The sequence below is a fragment of the Streptomyces sp. NPDC054872 genome (assembly GCF_053610705.1).
In genome coordinates this window covers 104,140-119,537 of the sequence record NZ_JBSGYY010000025.1, presented here as the reverse complement: position 1 = coordinate 119,537, position 15,398 = coordinate 104,140, and the positions used below count along the sequence as shown (strand labels likewise).

Below are 15,398 nucleotides of genomic sequence, written 5' to 3'. Positions count from 1 at the left end.
GACCATGACCCCTGTCATCGAGAACTTCAGCTACCGCCGTGTGCGCGTCACGGAGGGCGTCACCCTGAACGTGGCCGTCGGCGGCTCGGGGCCGCCGCTCGTGCTGCTGCACGGCTTCCCGCAGACCCATCTGATGTGGCGGCACGTCGCCGCCGACCTCGCCGCGGACCACACGGTGATCTGCCCCGACCTGCGCGGCTACGGGGCGAGCGACAAACCCGTGGAGACCGACGGCACCACGTACTCCAAGCGCACCATGGCGGCCGACGTCGTCGCCGTGGCCCGTGCCCTCGGTCACGAGCGTTTCGCGCTGGCCGGGCACGACCGGGGCGCCCTGGTCGCCTTCCGCGCCGGTCTCGACCACCCCGGCACGATCACGCACCTGGCGTGTCTCGACGTGCTGCCCACCCTGGACATGTGGGACGTGATGCACGGCGTGACCGCCGCCGTCGGCTTCCACCTGTATCTGATGGCCCAACCCCCCGGTCTTCCCGAGCAGTTGATCGCCGCCGCCCCGGACACGTTCTTCGGTCACTTCCTCGACATCTGGACCAATGATCCGGGGGCGATCCCCGCCGACGTACGCGCCGCCTATCTGGACGCCTGTCGCGCCGCGGTGCCCTCGATCGTGGCCGACTACCGCGCCTCGGCCGGCGTGGACGTCGATCACGACCGTGCCGACCGGCTCAGCGGCAGCACGCTCAAGATGCCCGTCGCCGTGCTCCAGCAGGACTGGGGTGCCGCGCTCGGCTTCGACGCGGCGGCCCTGTGGGGAGCCTGGGCGCCGGACCTGCGGCACACCTCCGTGACCTGCGGCCACTTCATGGCCGAGGAGGCGCCGGGCGAGATCGCCGGTGCGCTGCGGGGCCTCCTCACGCGCTGAGCCCTCGTCCCGCGCCGCCCCGCCCTGATGACGGCGTTCAGCCCATCGAACGCTGCGCGAGCGGCAGATATCCGTTATGCCGGACAGAAGGCCATGCGTGCCCTCGTCCGGCCACCGGGTGCGTATGCTCACCGACTCGGCCCGGATATCTGTTCGCGGATTTCTGTTATCTCCGTACGCTCACGCGATCTCCCAGGTGTAAGGGAAACGTGCCGACGAAGAAAGCGAGTGAGGCAGTCCATGATCGGTGAACACGATCCTCTGGTGACGGCGGCGCAGACCGGGGACCAGCAGGCGCAGGACGAGCTGGTGGCCGGATACCTGCCGCTGGTCTACAACATCGTCGGGCGCGCGCTCGACGGCCATGCCGATGTCGACGACGTCGTGCAGGAGACCATGCTGCGCGCGCTCGCCGGCCTGGCGTCGCTCCGCGATCCGGCGAGCTTCCGGTCCTGGCTCGTGGCCATCGCCATGAACGAGATACGCAGGCACTGGCAGCAGCGCGCGTCCGGCCGGAAGAGCCCGAGCCCGCTCCACGAGGCGCACGACGTCGCGGACCCCGGCGCCGACTTCGTCGACCTGACGATCATCCGGCTCGGCCTGGTGGGGCAGCGCAAGGAGGTGGCCGAGGCGACCCGGTGGCTGGACACCGACGACCGCGCGCTCCTCTCGCTGTGGTGGCTCGAGGTCTCCGGGGAGCTGACCCGGCCGGAGGTCGCCGCCGCCATGGAGCTGCCCACGCAGCACGCCACGGTGCGCGTGCAGCGGATGAAGACGCAGCTGGAGACGGCCCGGATCGTGGTCCGCGCGCTCACCGCGGCGCCCCGGTGCCCGTACCTGAGTGAAGTGGTGGCCCCGTGGGACGGCACGCCGTCCGCCCTCTGGCGCAAGCGCCTGGCCCGGCACGTCCGTGACTGCCCGATGTGCTCGGGCCACGGCGCCGGCATGGTGCTCGCCGAGCGGCTCCTTGTGGGCCTCGCCCTGGTGCCGCTGTCCGCGGCGCTCGCCGCCCCCGGTGCGATACGCGCGGTGAGCGTGGCCGACGCCCACCACCTGACGGCCGGCTCACCGCACACATCGCCCGACGCGCACTCCACGGGCGCCGGTACGTACGAGATATCCGGCTCCCGGAGCGCCCCGGCGAGACATGCCGCCAAGCGCCACCGGACGCCGCGCAAGGGCCGGACCGTGGCCGCGGGGGTCGCCGTACTCGTCGTCGCGACCGGCGTCATCTACTCGGCCACGCGCCCCTCGGACGACGAGAAGACCGAGGCGCAGCCCCTGACCGCCTCGCAGCCGCCCTCCTCGGCGGCTCCGTCCACCACCGCTGCCACGCCGAGCAAGTCCCCCTCCGCCTCCCCCAGCCGCACGAAGAAGGCGTCCCCCAAGGCCACGCCCTCGAAGAAGACCAAGGCGCCGAAGCCCAGGGCGAGCACTCCCAGGCCCACCCGTACCAGCAGTCCTCCCCAGGCCCCGCAGGCCCCGGCGGGCAACTCGTACGGCGAGCAGGTCACCCGGCTCGCCAACGCCGAGCGCGCCAAGAGCGGCTGCGGCCCGCTGACCCTCAACAGCAAGCTGGACGACGCGGCGCAGGGCCACTCCGACGACATGGCGGAGCGCGACTTCTTCGACCACACGAACCCCGACGGCGAGGACCCCGGCGACCGGGTCACCGCCGCCGGCTACAAGTGGACCACCTACGGCGAGAACATCGCCGCGGGCCAGCGCACCCCGGCCGCCGTGATGGACTCCTGGATGAACAGCTCCGGCCACCGCGCCAACATCCTCAACTGCTCCTTCAAGGAGATCGGCGTCGGCTACCGGCAGGGCAGCGGCGGCCCGTGGTGGACGCAGAACTTCGGCGCGCGGTGACCTCGGCTCACGGGGGCGGGCGGAGCGGGCTTCGTCGGGGCTGCGTTCGACGGGCGCGGGCGCTTTCACTCGCATAGCGTGAAAGCAACAGGAACCGCCGGAACTGGAGGCCTCGCGATGTCGGCGTACCCGGAAGGCACACCCTGTTGGGCGGACGCGATGTTCCCCGACGTGACGGCCGCGAAGAGCTTCTACGGCGAGTTGCTCGGCTGGACGTTCGACTCCGGTTCGGAGGAGTTCGGCGGCTACACGCAGGCCCGCTCGGACGGCAAGGCGGTGGCGGCCGTCGTCCCGCAGATGCAGGGCGTGGAGGGGCCCGCCGCCTGGAACCTCTACTTCGCCTCGCCCGATGCCGCGGCGACGGCCGCCAGAATCCGTGACAACGGCGGGACTCTCGCCGTGGAGCCGACGCAGGTCGGCGAGTTCGGCACCATGGTCACGGCCCAGGAGCCGAGCGGCGCGTACTTGAGCGTCTGGCAGCCCGGCACCCACCAGGGCTTCGAGAAGACCGGCGAGGCGGGCGCCTACTGCTGGGCGGAGCTCACCACGCGGGACCCGGCGGCGACGGACGCGTTCCTGCCTGCCGTCTTCCCTTTCGGGACGAAGAGGATGGACGTCGACGACGTCGACTTCAACGTCTTCGAGGTCGAGGGGCAGCCGGTGCTCGGCCGGCTGAAGATGACCGAGGACTTCCCGCCGGACGCTCCGCCGTTCGTCAACGTCCATTTCGCCGTGGACAACTGTGACGCCGCGATCGCCACCGTCACCAAGCTCGGCGGCCGACTGCTCTTCGGGCCGATGGACAGCCCCTTCGGCCGGTTCGCCACGGTCACCGATCAGCAGGGCGCCACCTTCAGCGTCATCGACCTGACGACCACGGAGGGCGAGATGCCCTCGTTCTCCTAGGGCGCCCGGGTGAACGCGCGGCGGTAGGACCGCGGGGGCACTCCCCGACGGCGTACGAACTGCTCGCGCAGGACGGCCGCGCTGCCGTAGCCGACCCGGTGGGCGATCTCCTCCACCGGCAGGTCCGTGGTCTCCAGGAGCTCCTCGGCGCTGCTCAGCCGCAGGTTGACCAGCCAGGCGTGCGGGGTGGTGCCGGTCGCCGCCGAGAAGCGGCGGGCGAAGGAACGTCTGCTCATCAGGGCGCGGCGGGCCAACTCCGCGACGGGCAGCGGCTCGTGCAGATGCGCGCGGGCCCAGTCGAGCACCTCGGTGAGACGGTCGTCCCCGCAGTCCTCGGGAGCGGGGGCGGCGAGGTACTGGGCCTGGCCGCCGTCGCGGTGGGAGGGCAGGACGAGGTCCCGGGCGATGGTGTTGGCCGTCGCCGCGCCGTACTCCCGTCTGAGCAGATGGAGGCTGAGGTCGAAGCCCGCGGCCGCTCCCGCGCCCGTGACGACCTGCCCCTCGTCGATGTAGAGGGCCCCGGCCTCCACGGTGACGTCCGGGTACCGCCCCGCAAGGAGCTCCGCGAACCGCCAGTGGGTGGTCGCGCGCCGCCCGTCGAGCAGCCCCGCCGCGGCCAGGGCGAACGCCCCGACACAGTGCCCCGCGACCAGGCCGCCCCGCTCGTGGGCCGCGGTGAGCGCGTCGAGGACGGCGGGCGCGGGCGGCGTACGGAAGTCGGCCCAGGGCAGGGCGATCACGAGGTCGGCGGCGGCGAGCCGGTCAAGCCCGTGCTCCACGGTGATCGGCACCCCGGTGTCGGTGCGGACCTGTCCGGGCCGGTCGGTGCACAGGGCGAAGTCGAAGCGGGGCAGACCGGGGCCGCGCTCGTCGAACACCTCGGAGACGATGCCGGCGCCGAGGATGCCGACGCCCGTCGGAGCGTAGGCGGCGATGGTCACGAAAGGCGGCATACGGGAGTGTGGCACGTTTCCTGCGATCAGTGGCAGAAGGGCCACTCGTTGCCACGCCGCCGGACCGGAAGACTCATCGGCATGACGACAGACGCACCGCTTGGCCAGAGCGCCACCTACACGATCCTGACCACCGGCTACACGGGCTCCACCGGCCCCGGGGTCGCCGCCACGGTCTCCTACGTACGCGACGCCGACCGGCACGTGATCGTCGACCCGGGCATGGTGGCGAGCCGGGACCGGATCCTGGGCCCGCTCGCGGAGTTGGGCCTCGGCCCGGACGACATCACGGACGTGGTGCTCAGCCACCACCACCCGGACAACACCATGAACGTGGGCCTGTTCGGGCGGGCCCGGGTCCACGACCACAAGGCGATCTACGAGAACGACCAGTGGACCGACCGGGACGCCGAAGGCCATGAACTCGCCCCGTCCCTGCGGCTCATCCGCACTCCGGGGCACAGCCGCGAGGACATCACGCTGCTCGCGGGCACCGCCGAGGGCACCATCGCGTTCGTGGGCGACCTGTGGTGGCGGCCGAACGGCCCGGTGGACGACCCGGTGTCCCCGGACCACGCCACGCTGCGTACGTCACGGCTGCGCGTCCTTGCCGCCGCCGACGTGATCGTGCCGGGCCACGGTGGTGCGTTCAAGGCCGACGAGACGGCGCCGGTCTAGGCGCCGCCCGCGGTGTCCTGGTGTTCTCCCCGTGTCCCTCAGAGCCGACGCCAGCGCGCGGAGGCGAAGGAGAAGACGCCGAAGAGGATGAGACCGGCCGCGACGGCGGCAAGCAGCCAGGGGCCGGCGGGGGTGTGCGAGAAGCTGCGGAGCGTCGCGTCCACACCCTTGGCCTCGTCGGGGTCGAACTGCACGGCCGCCGTCACGATGAAGACGCCCGCGGCGGCGAACACGGCGCCGCGTGCGACACCGCCGGTCACCCCCAGAACCGTGACGACCTGCCGGGTGCGGCCCTTGAGGGAGCCGAGGTCCAGCTGCTTCAGGAAGCGGCGCATCATCGCCCGTACGGCGAGCACCACCCCGACGCCGATCAGCACACCCCCCGCGGCCCCCACCAGGTAGCGACCGTAGGGTAGTTCCAGCGCGGTCTTCGTGTAGTCCTGAGACTTGGCGTCGCCGCTGGAGCCCTGGCTCTCCCCGTTCGCGTACGCCGCGGTCGCCCAGCAGACGAAGGCGTAGAAGAGCGCCCTGCCGCCGTCGAGAGCCCGGGACGGGGCCTTGCGGTGGGGCCCCCGCCTCCCCACCGCGCGGGCGCCCCGCCACAGAGCCATGGAGCCGAAGCCGACGACGAGCGCCCACAGCATCACGTCGCCGAAGGGCTGCTCGCGGACCTGGGCCAACGCACCCTGCCGGTCGGCTTCTTCATCGCTGCTGCCGAGGGCGATCCGAAGGGCGAGCGCGCCGATGAGGACGTAGACGACACCCCGTGCGACGAAGCCCGCACGGCCTGCCGCTGTCAGCGATTCGTTCTCCGCCGAGCGGCCGGCCAAGGGCCTCTTGGTCAAGCCTCGTATGTGCAATCGAGACTGCGTCATCGTGTCCTCCCAGAACCATGGGCGCGCGGTACGCGCCCGGTCACCGAGTGCCCCCGACAGCCGCCGAGCATGCCTGACGGCCTTCCGCCCCAGGGACGTCAGCTGAGGTCGGAGAGCAGGAAAGCGGCCACCAGCAGGCCGAAGCCCACCGGCGCTACCACGAGCAACGACAGCAGGGGGACCCACGCGGTGAGCCCCTCGCGGATGGTGCGTCCCGCCTTGAGGCGGCCGTGCGGGCGGCTCACCTCCGTGCGCAGGCCGAGGCGTTCGGCGGCCCGGTCCGACACGACGACGCCCGCGCCCGGCGGCCTGCGCAGCAGGGCCTCGCGCACCAGGGAGTCGACCGTGTCGTCGCCGCCCGCGAGCTTGTCGAGGACGAGCCGCACGCCGTGCGCGTCGGTGAGGATGAGCCGGTCGTCGATCCGGGCCTCGCCGGGTACTTCGAGGCGGCCGACCTTGGTGAGCCGCGAGAGGTCGACGGTGTGCCGCCCTGTCAGGGTGCGGGCCGACAGCAGGTCGCCGTCGTGCGGGCGCGTGTGCCAGCCCATGTGGGCGTAGGAGGCCACCAGGCCACTGATGAAGAGCGAGACCAGGTTGAGGAAGATGAATCCGTCGTCGATCAGCCGGGCCCTGATCAGCAGTACGGGCACCACGAACAGCAGGGGCGGCGTCAGAAGGACGACGAGGTCGGCGGCGCGGCGCGCGGTTCGCCCTTGTCCTGCGGTCACCCTCGCGTGCCCGGGGTCGGCGGTAATCCCACCCGTGTCGATCGTCACGGCGACGAACGCTATCGCGTGCGGATTTAGGTCCGACGGGTGCCTCGGAGGCAGGTGCCTCAGAGGTTCGTTCCCCCGAGCCTCCCAGGCAGGTGCCTCAGAGGGACGTTCCCCCGGTCCTCGACTCCCGTGATCGGGCGCTGATGTGCGGGCATCCCGCGGCACCCGGCACGAAATCGATGCCGGTCTCCTCCGCCAGCGCGGCGAAGAACTTCCGGCCGTCCGCGGACTGCCGGGAGGTGGTCCACGCGTAACCCGGCCAGGGGTCCGTGGCGCGGTGCAGGGCCTCGCGCCCCAGGCCCAGGCCCTGCCAGGGGCCCGCGATCGCGATGGTCTCGACGCGTGCGGCGGCGCACAGGTGGCACACCTGGTGGACGAGATGTCCGATCTCCCGGCCGCCCGCGTCGAGGAGCGTGATGACCTGGCGGCCGGCCGCCACCGTCGCCGGGGCGCATCGGTAGGTGACCGCCTGCGGACAGGGAGGAGGCGGTCTTCGGAACTTCACCGCGGTGCCGCACTCACGCGGGCGGCCGGGTGGCGACGGATGGCTTCGTCGGCGCGGGACATTGCCAGCACACTAGCCACCGGGAACGTGCCCCGTATATCCCCGTACCGGGTGGCTTTTCGTGCCAGGAGGGGCGCTTCGTGCGGACCGGGGAGAGGCGCGGCGGGCGGACCGGCGATGGGCGGTGCGGGCGTACCGGACGGGACTCATCGGCGGCCCGTGACCGGGTGCCGCGGTTCCATCAGGCGGGCGAGCAGGTCGTCCAGGCTGACCAGGCCGGTGAGCCGGCCCGACTCGTCGCAGAGCACGGCGAGCGAGGCGCGGAGGCGGCGCAGTTCCTCGACGGCGTGGGCGACGGTGTCGTCGGCGGCGAGCTCGGGGACGGGGCGCGCCAGCTCCCGGGCGGTCGGTGCGCGGCTTCGGGCGCGGGCCACCAGGGCGTCACGGGCGTGCACCGAGCCGAGGACGGTGGCGCCGTCCGTGACGAGGAGGCGGGTGCGGTCGCTCGCGGCGGCCGTCTCCAGGACCTCGTCGATGCTCGCGTCGGCCGCGACGGACGTGATCTGCGCGGCCGCGGTCTGCAGGTCGCCCACCGCGGTGAGCGGCACGGTGAGCGAGGTGGTGATGAGGCCGGAGTCGGCGTCGCTGATCAGGCCGAGCCGCCACGATTCCTCGACCAGATGGGCGAGTTGCTCGCGGTTGTGCACCGAGGTGAGTTCGTCGCGCGGAGTGACCTTGCACAGCCGCACGAGCGCGTTGCTGACCTTGTTGAGGACGGTGAGCAGCGGGCGCACGACCTTGACCACGGCCCGGAAGGGCGGGGTGAGCAGCATCGCCGAGCGCTCGGGGTGGGCGATGGCCCAGGATTTGGGGGCCATCTCGCCGACGACCATGTGCAGGAACACCACGACGATCATGGCGAGCGCGAAGGCGATGCCGTAGCTGAGTCCGGCGGGCAGGCCCAGCTTCGCGAGGAGCGGGTCGAGTGCGTGGGAGATCGCGGGCTTGGAGACCGAGCCGAGACCCAAGGTGCAGACGGTGATGCCGAGTTGGGCCCCGGCCAGCATCAGGGACAGTTCCCGCATGCCCGCGAGCGCGGACTTGGCGCCGCGCTGCCCGGCGGCGACCGCGCGCTCCACGCGGTGCCGTTTGGCGGCGACGAGGGCGAACTCGGCGGCGACGAAGAAGCCGCTGGCGATCAGCAGCAGGACGGTCACGAAGAGGGCCAGGGGGAAGCTCATGCCGGGGCCTCCTCGGCGGTCGGCGCGTCCGCAGCGGGCAGGCGCTCGATCCGTACGCGCTCGGGGACGTGGCGATCGAGGCCGAGTACGGCGACGGCGACGCGGCTGCCGTCGGGCAGCTCCACGGTCAGACGGTCGCCGATGGCCGGGAAGCGGCCGAGCCGGTCGACGATCAGCCCCGCCACGGTGTCGTAGTCGTCCTCCTCGGGCAGGCCGATGCCGGTCGCGGCGGCCACCTCGTCCAGGCGGCGGCCCGCGTCGACGAGCCAGCCCGCGCCGTCCGCGACCGCGAGTTCGACGACGGTGTCCGACTCGTCGGCGATGTCCCCGACGAGTTCCTCGGCGATGTCCTCGTACGTCACGATGCCCGCCACTCCCCCGTGCTCGTCGAGGACGACCGCGAACTCGTCGTCACGCTCGCGCATCTGCGCCACCGCGCCCGGCAGCGGCAGGGTGTCGGGCAGCAGCAGGGGGCGGCGGGCCTCGGCGCCCGCCGTGGCCCGGTCGAAGCGGGCGGCGGGCAGCCGCATCAGTTCGCGCACCCCGATGACGCCCGCGACGTCGTCCGGGTGGTCGCCCATGACGGGGTAGTTCGAGTGCCCGTGGAGGGCGATGAGCCGCACGGCCTCGTCCGCTGTGGCGTCCTTGCGCACGAACGTGACGTCCGCCCGCGGCACCATCACCTCGTCCAGCGTACGCTCGGTGAACTCCAGGGCGTGGTCGAGCAGTTCGGCGCTCTCGCGGGGCAGCCGGCCGTGCTCGCGGGACTCGCCGATGAGGTGGCTGAGCTCTTCGAGCGTGGCGCCGTGGTGCAGTTCCTCGACGGGCTCGATGCCGATCCGGCGCAGCAGCCGGTCGGCCGCGCCGTCGAAGACGCGGACGAGGGGGCCGACGACCTTCAGATACGCCAGTGTGGAGGGGGCGAGGGATTTCGCGAGCCGCTCGGGGACGGCGAGCGCGAGGTTCTTGGGGGCGAGCTCGCCGAGGACCATCTGGAGCACCGTGGCGAAGACGAAGCCGAGGACCACGGAGAGTGCGGAGACGACGCCGTCCGAGAGGCCTGTGCCGTCCAGGGCGGGTTTCAGGAGTCCGGACACGGACGGTTCGGCGAGGAAGCCGACGACCAGCCCGGTGACGGTGATGCCCAGCTGGGCGCCCGACAGCATGAACGAGAGGCGCCCGAGGACCTGCACCGCACGGGCGGCCCGCCTGTCGCCCGCTGCCGCCTCGCGGGCGAGAGCGAGGCGGTCCGCGGCCACGTACGCGAACTCCTGCGCGACGAAGTAGCCGGTGCCCGCGGTCAGGACGAGGACGGCGAGCAGACCGAGGACGGCGGACAGCAACGGTGGCTCCGTTCCGACGAAGGGGCGTGCCGGTCATTCTCGGCGGGACCGGGGCAGCTCGCCACGCCGGACGCGGCACCCCGGTCTGACGACGACAGCGGGTGGAGAAGCACGTCTCACTTCTACACCCACTGTAAAAGAATCGCAAAGCGTCCGCTCATACGTCCCTTCGGCGCAGGCGCCACCCGGCCACCCCCAGGAGCAGCAGGGTGTACGCGGCGACCAGGCCGAGCGAGGGCCAGGCGCCGAGGCTGCCGACGGCCTCCGGGCTCGCGTCCGAGGTCTGCGTGAGCTTCTCGAGGGCGGCCGTGGGCGTCGCGCCCGCGACCCAGCGCCGAAGGTCACCGAGCAGCGGTCCGAACAGGGACGGCAGGAGCAGTACGCCGACCACGGTGACGACGGCCCCGGCCGAGTGCTTCAAGAGGGTGCCGACCGCGAGGCCGATGAGTCCGACGAGCGCGAAGAGCCCCGCGATGCCGAGCAGCGCGGGCATCGGCTCCCCCTGGGCGTACGTGCCGTCCTCCAGGACCGCGTCGCCGAGGAGATAGGCCACCGCGCAGGAGACAAGCCCGGTGGCGTACAGCAGGCAGGCGACCAGCGTCGCCTTCGCGGCGAGCACCCGGCCGCGGCGCGGTACGGCGGTGAGGGTGGCGGCGATGGTGCCGCTCGCGTACTCGCCGCACATGGTCAGCGCCCCCACCGTGCCCGCGATCATCAGCGAGACGACGCTGAGGGTGAGGCTGCCGCCGAGCACCGTGTCGTCGGGCTGCAGGCTGCCGCTGAGGCCGACGAACACCGCGCCGACGACGGTGAGTGCGCCGGTCACGAGCAGTGTCCAGCGTGTGGAGCGCAGGCCCGCGAACTTGGTCCACTCGAAGGCCAGTGCCTCGCGGAAGCCGGGGGCGGGCGGGGCGGTGCTCATTTTCCCCGGCGCCGTCCCTGTTGCCATCCCTGTTGCCGTCGCTGTCGGCGTCGCTGTCGGCGTCGCTGTCGTCTTCATCGGACCGGTTCCTTTCCCTTGGACGCCACGGCTTCGTACGGCGTCGCCGTCGCCGTCGTGCCCCGGTACTCCACCGAGGTCCGCGTCATGTCGGTGTAGACCTCCTCCAAGGAGGAGAAGACGGGGGTGAGTTCATGGACGGCCAGGCCCTGCGTGCGGGCCAGCTCGCCGATCTCGGCGGGCCGCAGGCCATCCACCCGCCAGCCGCCGCGCGCGTCCAGCCGCACGGAGGCGCCCGCCGTCTCCAGGAGGACCCGCATCCGCTGCGCCTCGGCGTCGGGCGTACGGAGCAGGGTGGCGCCCTGGGAGTTGGTCTCGATGAAGTCCCTCATGTCCGTGTCCGCGAGGAGCCGGCCGCGGCCGATCACGATCAGGTGGTCGGCGGTCAGTTCCATCTCGCTCATGAGATGGCTGGAGAGGAACACCGTCCTGCCTTCCGCGGCAAGGGACTTGAGCAGGTCGCGGATCCAGCGGATGCCCTCGGTGTCCAGGCCGTTCACCGGCTCGTCCAGGATGAGTACGCCGGGGTCGCCGAGCAGCGCGGCCGCGATGCCCAGGCGTTGGCCCATGCCCAGGGAGAGCCCTTTGGCCCGCCGTCCCGCGACATCCGCGAGGCCCACCGCCTCGAGTACCTCGTCGGCCCGGCGCGCACCGATGCCGTTGCTGCGGGCCAGGCCGAGGAGGTGCCGGCGCGTGGTGCGCCCGCCGTGCACCGACCTGGCGTCCAGGAGCGAGCCGACCTCGCGCAGGGGCGCGCCGAGGCGGTCGTAGCGCCGCCCGTTGACCGTGACCGTGCCGCCGCTCGGCGCGTCGAGGCCGAGGATCATGCGCATGGTGGTCGACTTCCCGGCGCCGTTCGGGCCGAGGAAGCCGGTCACGCGGCCGGGGCGGACGCTGAAGGTGAGCCGGTCGACAGCCGCCTTGTCGCCGTACCGTTTGGTGAGTTCCCGTGCTTCGATCATGCCGTCGACGCTACGGAGGCCGAACGCCCCGCACATCTGCCCACGGGAGTCGACGACTACTCCCCCGGGAGTACGGCCGGCGGGACGGTGGCCGCCCGGCTCAGGCTTCGCCCGCGCGCACCAGGCCCGTCTCGTACGCGAGCACCACCAACTGGGCCCTGTCGCGCGCCCCGAGCTTGGTCATCGACCGGCTGACGTGCGTCTTCGCCGTCAGCGGCGACATCAGGAGCCGTGCGCCGATCTCGTCGTTCGACAGTCCGCGGCCGACCAGCGCGAGCACCTCGCGCTCCCGGTCCGTCAGCGGGTCGAGGAGCCGCAGCGCCTGGGCCTCGGGCGCTTTGAGGCGGGCGAACTCCTCGATCACCCGGCGCGTGACACCGGGCGCCAGGAGGCTCTGCCCGGCGGCCACGGTGCGGATCGCGGTGCGCAGGTCGTCCGGTTCGATGTCCTTGAGCAGGAAGCCCGCGGCGCCCGCGCGCAGCGCCTCGAAGACGTACGCGTCGGCCTCGAAGGTGGTCAGGACCAGGACCCGTACGGCGTCGAGGGCGCGGTCGGCGACGATGCGGCGCGTGGCTTCGAGGCCGTCCACCCGCGGCATGCGGATGTCCATCAGGACGACGTCCGGGCGAGTGGTGTGGGTCAGCTCCACGGCCGCGACACCGTCCGCCGCCTCGCCGACCACGGCGAGGTCGTCGGTGAGGTCGAGCAGCGCGCGAAACCCCGCACGGACGACGGTCTGGTCGTCGGCCAACAGGACCCGGATCCGGCCGCTCATCGCGCGCCTCCCTCGACGGGAAGCACCGCGCGCACCCGCCACCCACCGCTCGGCAGCGGGCCCGCCTCCAGGTCGCCGCCCATCGTCGTGGCCCGCTCGCGCATGCCGATCAGGCCGTACCCCTCGCCCGAGGCCCCGGAGCGCACCGGGCCGTCGTCGGTGATCTCCACGGCCAGGCTCTCGCCCGCCACCGACACCGCTACCGCCACGTGCCGGGCGTCCGCATGTTTGATCACGTTGGTCAGGGCCTCCTGGATGATGCGGTACGCCGCCAACTCCACCAGTTGCGGCAGCTCCCGGCCACCCGTGTCGGTGTGCAGGGACACCCGCAGCCCGGTGCCGCGTACCCCCTCCACCAGTTCGTCCAGTTGCGCGAGGCGGGGAGCCGGGTCGGCGGAGGCCGTCCGCCTGGCCTCGCGCAGCACCCCCACCGTGGTCCGCAGCTCGCGCACGGCTTCCTTGCCCGACGCCCGCACTTGCCTCATCGCCGTCCGCGCCACCTCGGGTCTGCTGTCGAGGGCGTCCAGGGCGAGGCCCGCCTGCACGGTCATCGCCGACACGGTGTGGGCGATGACGTCGTGCAGTTCGCGCGCGATGCGCACCCTCTCCTGGTCGACCTTGCGCCGCGCCTCCCGCTCCCGGTCGGCCTCGGCCCGCTCGGCCCGGTCGGCGTACTCCCGCAGCAACTCCCGCCGTCCGCGCACCACTTCGCCGAGCAGCAGCGGCACGAGGGGCCAGAGCATCTCCAGGAGCGGGGCGCCCTGCGGCTGTGCCACGTCCTTGCCCGCGATGACCGACACCGTCCCCGACACGAGGGCGGCGAGCACGGCAGTCCGCAGCGTGCGGCGCCGGTCGCCCCGTACGGCGAGGGCGTACAACGCGACCATCACCGGCAGGTTCAGCAGCTCCCCGATGTGCCCGTACAGCGCCCAGCCCGCGCAGGCCGCCCCGGTGACGACGGTGACGACGACCGGCCACCGGCTGCGCACCAGGAGTGCCGCGACGGACACGGCGAACAGCAGCCAGGTCAGCCAGTCGGCCTGCCGGTGGCCGGGGCCGTTGACCGCCGCGTCCAGGCCCGTGAGGAGCGCGACGACCGCGGCCACGGCCAGGTCCGTGAGCTGCGGGGTCAGGGGCCACGGGAGGCGCCGCTGCCAGGAGCGGAAGGCGGTGGTCACGGACCTCACGATAGGAGCCGCGCGCGCAGGGCGCGTACGACACAGGAAGCAGGCCCGGCAGGCGACCCCCAAGGAACCTGGCGTTCCGGAAGCCGGGGCCCCGCACACGGCAGCCCCGGCCGATGCGCCGTCAGCCCGTGATGGTGACGCAGGGCAGGCCCACGCTGGCGCCGCCGCGGAAGCCCTCCGCGCAGAGCCGGGTGCCCGCGGGGAAGTGGCGTTGGGGGTAGGCCTGGTCGCGGTAGGTCCTGAACGCGTCGACGTCCTCGACCTTGGTGTTGCCGCTCCAGCCGTTGGTCGTCCACACGCGCGCGCTGATGCGGTGCGGCTGGTTGGTGTTGGTGACCGACACCTCGACCCGGCCGAGGTAGGTGCCGCTGTCGTACGTCTCGATGCACACGGAGTGGTTGCACCACTTGCCGTCGGCCACCGCCGACGGACCCGAGACGATGACACAGCCCAGCGCCGCGGCCATGGCCCCGATCCCCGCGGCGATCTTCCTGGTGATGTCGTGCATGATGAGTGACCCTCAAGCCTTCATGTCATGGCCCGGCAGGACATGCCGAGCCCCGGCACACCAACGCGAGAGCAAGATCATCGGTTACGCGGCTTCCCCCGCGCGCCTCAGCAGGGCCTGCGCCATTCGTCCAGTTCCAGTTTCTTGCGCATGGACGACAGGCCGAGGCGCTTCGACTGGGCGCAGAACTTGTCGTTGGGCACGGCGTATTCGACGTGCAGCACCGCCTTGCCCGCCTTGACGAAGGGGGTGAGTGAGGCGCACTCGCCGTACTGGGCGCACTCCTCGTTGACCGCGAAGTCGAAGTCCCGCACGAGCCGCGGGATCTGCGGGAGGTCGTTCTTCAGGCCGACGGACAGGCCGCGGTCGTGCGCGAGGCGGGCGACCATGCGGTTGAAGGCCAGCTGGTGGCGCGCGGTCAGGGGGAACCCGGTGCGATTGAGGTAGCTGTCGAGCAGGTCGGGTTCGATCGCGTCGAAGCCCTTGCGGCGGCACATGTCGAAGCGCTCCGCGAGAAGCGGACGCAGGACGTCCAGGCGCCGGATGTCGAGCCAGCGCTCGCCCTTCCATCCGTTGGCGCGGCCGAGTACGGATGCGGGGTAGTCGTCGCTGTCGGGGCGGAAGGACTCCCAGGCACCGGCGTTGATGTAGCAGATGACGCGGCGCCCGTCGCGGTGCAGCCGGGCCACGTCGGACGCGCGGTTCTCGAACCCGTCGATGTCGTAGACCGGGACGTCCACGCGCGGGTCGACGCGCCCGTCGAGCTGCCACTGCCAGGCGGTGCCGGGCCGGGGCCGCCAGCGGTCGGGGGTATCGCCGTCCCGCTCCGCCGAAGAACAGCCGGCGAGCAGCAGGACGGTGACGAGGAGCGGGCCGAGCCAGGAGGCGCGGGGCCTCACGACGTGCTTCACGACGTCCCTCCGGCTGTGCTGCG

The 15,398-nt window shown here is 72.4% G+C and carries 16 protein-coding genes; 4 read left to right on the top strand and 12 right to left on the bottom strand.

Annotated features, from left to right (window positions below; genetic code table 11):
- Positions 1-4: 4 nt before the first annotated feature.
- The 3 genes from ACWGIH_RS27710 (at position 5) to ACWGIH_RS27700 (ending at position 3,661) form a co-directional block, all read left to right on the top strand.
- Positions 5-883 carry an alpha/beta fold hydrolase gene (locus tag ACWGIH_RS27710; protein WP_453450495.1) on the top strand — a complete coding sequence of 293 codons (879 nt, stop codon included), beginning with the start codon at positions 5-7 and terminating at the stop codon, positions 881-883.
- A gap of 240 nt (positions 884-1,123) precedes the next feature.
- A complete protein-coding gene (locus ACWGIH_RS27705; RefSeq protein WP_453450494.1) occupies positions 1,124-2,755 on the top strand; it encodes a sigma-70 family RNA polymerase sigma factor in 1,632 nt (543 codons plus the stop codon).
- A 117-nt stretch (positions 2,756-2,872) separates the two neighbouring features.
- On the top strand, positions 2,873-3,661 hold the full coding sequence (locus tag ACWGIH_RS27700) for a VOC family protein (RefSeq protein ID WP_453450493.1): 789 nt from the start codon (positions 2,873-2,875) through the stop codon (positions 3,659-3,661).
- Here ACWGIH_RS27700 and ACWGIH_RS27695 read toward each other — a convergent pair.
- Positions 3,658-4,614: a GlxA family transcriptional regulator gene (locus tag ACWGIH_RS27695; protein ID WP_453450492.1), complete on the bottom strand. Its 957-nt coding sequence runs from the start codon at positions 4,612-4,614 to the stop codon at positions 3,658-3,660. The genes ACWGIH_RS27700 and ACWGIH_RS27695 overlap by 4 nt on opposite strands.
- Positions 4,615-4,695: 81 nt before the next feature.
- Between ACWGIH_RS27695 and ACWGIH_RS27690 the strand changes: the two genes are divergently transcribed.
- Positions 4,696-5,292, top strand: a complete 597-nt coding sequence (locus tag ACWGIH_RS27690) for an MBL fold metallo-hydrolase (RefSeq protein ID WP_453450491.1) — start codon at positions 4,696-4,698, stop codon at positions 5,290-5,292.
- A 38-nt stretch (positions 5,293-5,330) separates the two neighbouring features.
- On the opposite strand, the gene ACWGIH_RS27685 is transcribed toward ACWGIH_RS27690, so the two are convergent.
- The 11 genes from ACWGIH_RS27685 to ACWGIH_RS27635 form a co-directional block, all read right to left on the bottom strand.
- Positions 5,331-6,167 (bottom strand): DUF1206 domain-containing protein, encoded by an 837-nt coding sequence (locus ACWGIH_RS27685; RefSeq protein WP_453450490.1) that lies wholly within the window; start codon positions 6,165-6,167, stop codon positions 5,331-5,333.
- Positions 6,168-6,265: 98 nt separating this feature from the next.
- Positions 6,266-6,943: a hypothetical protein gene (locus ACWGIH_RS27680; protein ID WP_453450489.1), complete on the bottom strand. Its 678-nt coding sequence runs from the start codon at positions 6,941-6,943 to the stop codon at positions 6,266-6,268.
- 97 nt (positions 6,944-7,040) lie between these two features.
- The gene (locus ACWGIH_RS27675; protein WP_453450488.1) at positions 7,041-7,382 is read right to left on the bottom strand and encodes a GNAT family N-acetyltransferase; all 342 of its coding nucleotides are present in this window, start codon (positions 7,380-7,382) and stop codon (positions 7,041-7,043) included.
- A 272-nt stretch (positions 7,383-7,654) separates the two neighbouring features.
- Entirely contained in the window at positions 7,655-8,689 is a 1,035-nt protein-coding gene (locus ACWGIH_RS27670) for a hemolysin family protein (RefSeq protein ID WP_453450487.1), read from the bottom strand.
- Positions 8,686-10,029 (bottom strand): hemolysin family protein, encoded by a 1,344-nt coding sequence (locus ACWGIH_RS27665; protein ID WP_453450497.1) that lies wholly within the window; start codon positions 10,027-10,029, stop codon positions 8,686-8,688. Before ACWGIH_RS27665 ends, ACWGIH_RS27670 begins: the two co-directional genes overlap by 4 nt.
- 160 nt (positions 10,030-10,189) lie before the next feature.
- Positions 10,190-10,954, bottom strand: coding sequence for an ABC transporter permease subunit (locus ACWGIH_RS27660; protein WP_453450486.1), 765 nt, complete (start codon positions 10,952-10,954; stop codon positions 10,190-10,192).
- A gap of 74 nt (positions 10,955-11,028) precedes the next feature.
- Positions 11,029-11,994, bottom strand: a complete 966-nt coding sequence (locus ACWGIH_RS27655) for an ATP-binding cassette domain-containing protein (RefSeq protein WP_453450485.1) — start codon at positions 11,992-11,994, stop codon at positions 11,029-11,031.
- A 100-nt stretch (positions 11,995-12,094) separates the two neighbouring features.
- Positions 12,095-12,769 (bottom strand): response regulator transcription factor, encoded by a 675-nt coding sequence (locus tag ACWGIH_RS27650; protein ID WP_453450484.1) that lies wholly within the window; start codon positions 12,767-12,769, stop codon positions 12,095-12,097.
- Entirely contained in the window at positions 12,766-13,947 is a 1,182-nt protein-coding gene (locus tag ACWGIH_RS27645) for a sensor histidine kinase (protein WP_453450483.1), read from the bottom strand. The genes ACWGIH_RS27650 and ACWGIH_RS27645 overlap by 4 nt, the downstream gene beginning before the upstream one ends.
- A 130-nt stretch (positions 13,948-14,077) precedes the next feature.
- A complete protein-coding gene (locus ACWGIH_RS27640; protein WP_453450482.1) occupies positions 14,078-14,464 on the bottom strand; it encodes a hypothetical protein in 387 nt (128 codons plus the stop codon).
- 107 nt (positions 14,465-14,571) lie between these two features.
- Positions 14,572-15,375: an endo alpha-1,4 polygalactosaminidase gene (locus ACWGIH_RS27635; RefSeq protein WP_453450481.1), complete on the bottom strand. Its 804-nt coding sequence runs from the start codon at positions 15,373-15,375 to the stop codon at positions 14,572-14,574.
- Positions 15,376-15,398 lie beyond the last annotated feature (23 nt).

Excerpts from the sequence above, each read along its gene's own strand:
- ACWGIH_RS27710 (WP_453450495.1), top strand. The coding sequence starts at position 5 with ATGACCCCTGTCATCGAGAACTTCAGCTACCGCCGTGTGCGCGTCACG.
- ACWGIH_RS27705 (WP_453450494.1), top strand. The coding sequence starts at position 1,124 with ATGATCGGTGAACACGATCCTCTGGTGACGGCGGCGCAGACCGGGGAC.
- ACWGIH_RS27700 (WP_453450493.1), top strand. The coding sequence starts at position 2,873 with ATGTCGGCGTACCCGGAAGGCACACCCTGTTGGGCGGACGCGATGTTC.
- ACWGIH_RS27695 (WP_453450492.1), bottom strand. The coding sequence starts at position 4,614 with ATGCCGCCTTTCGTGACCATCGCCGCCTACGCTCCGACGGGCGTCGGC.
- ACWGIH_RS27690 (WP_453450491.1), top strand. The coding sequence starts at position 4,696 with ATGACGACAGACGCACCGCTTGGCCAGAGCGCCACCTACACGATCCTG.
- ACWGIH_RS27685 (WP_453450490.1), bottom strand. The coding sequence starts at position 6,167 with ATGACGCAGTCTCGATTGCACATACGAGGCTTGACCAAGAGGCCCTTG.
- ACWGIH_RS27670 (WP_453450487.1), bottom strand. The coding sequence starts at position 8,689 with ATGAGCTTCCCCCTGGCCCTCTTCGTGACCGTCCTGCTGCTGATCGCC.
- ACWGIH_RS27660 (WP_453450486.1), bottom strand. The coding sequence starts at position 10,954 with ATGAGCACCGCCCCGCCCGCCCCCGGCTTCCGCGAGGCACTGGCCTTC.
- ACWGIH_RS27655 (WP_453450485.1), bottom strand. The coding sequence starts at position 11,994 with ATGATCGAAGCACGGGAACTCACCAAACGGTACGGCGACAAGGCGGCT.
- ACWGIH_RS27650 (WP_453450484.1), bottom strand. The coding sequence starts at position 12,769 with ATGAGCGGCCGGATCCGGGTCCTGTTGGCCGACGACCAGACCGTCGTC.
- ACWGIH_RS27640 (WP_453450482.1), bottom strand. The coding sequence starts at position 14,464 with ATGCACGACATCACCAGGAAGATCGCCGCGGGGATCGGGGCCATGGCC.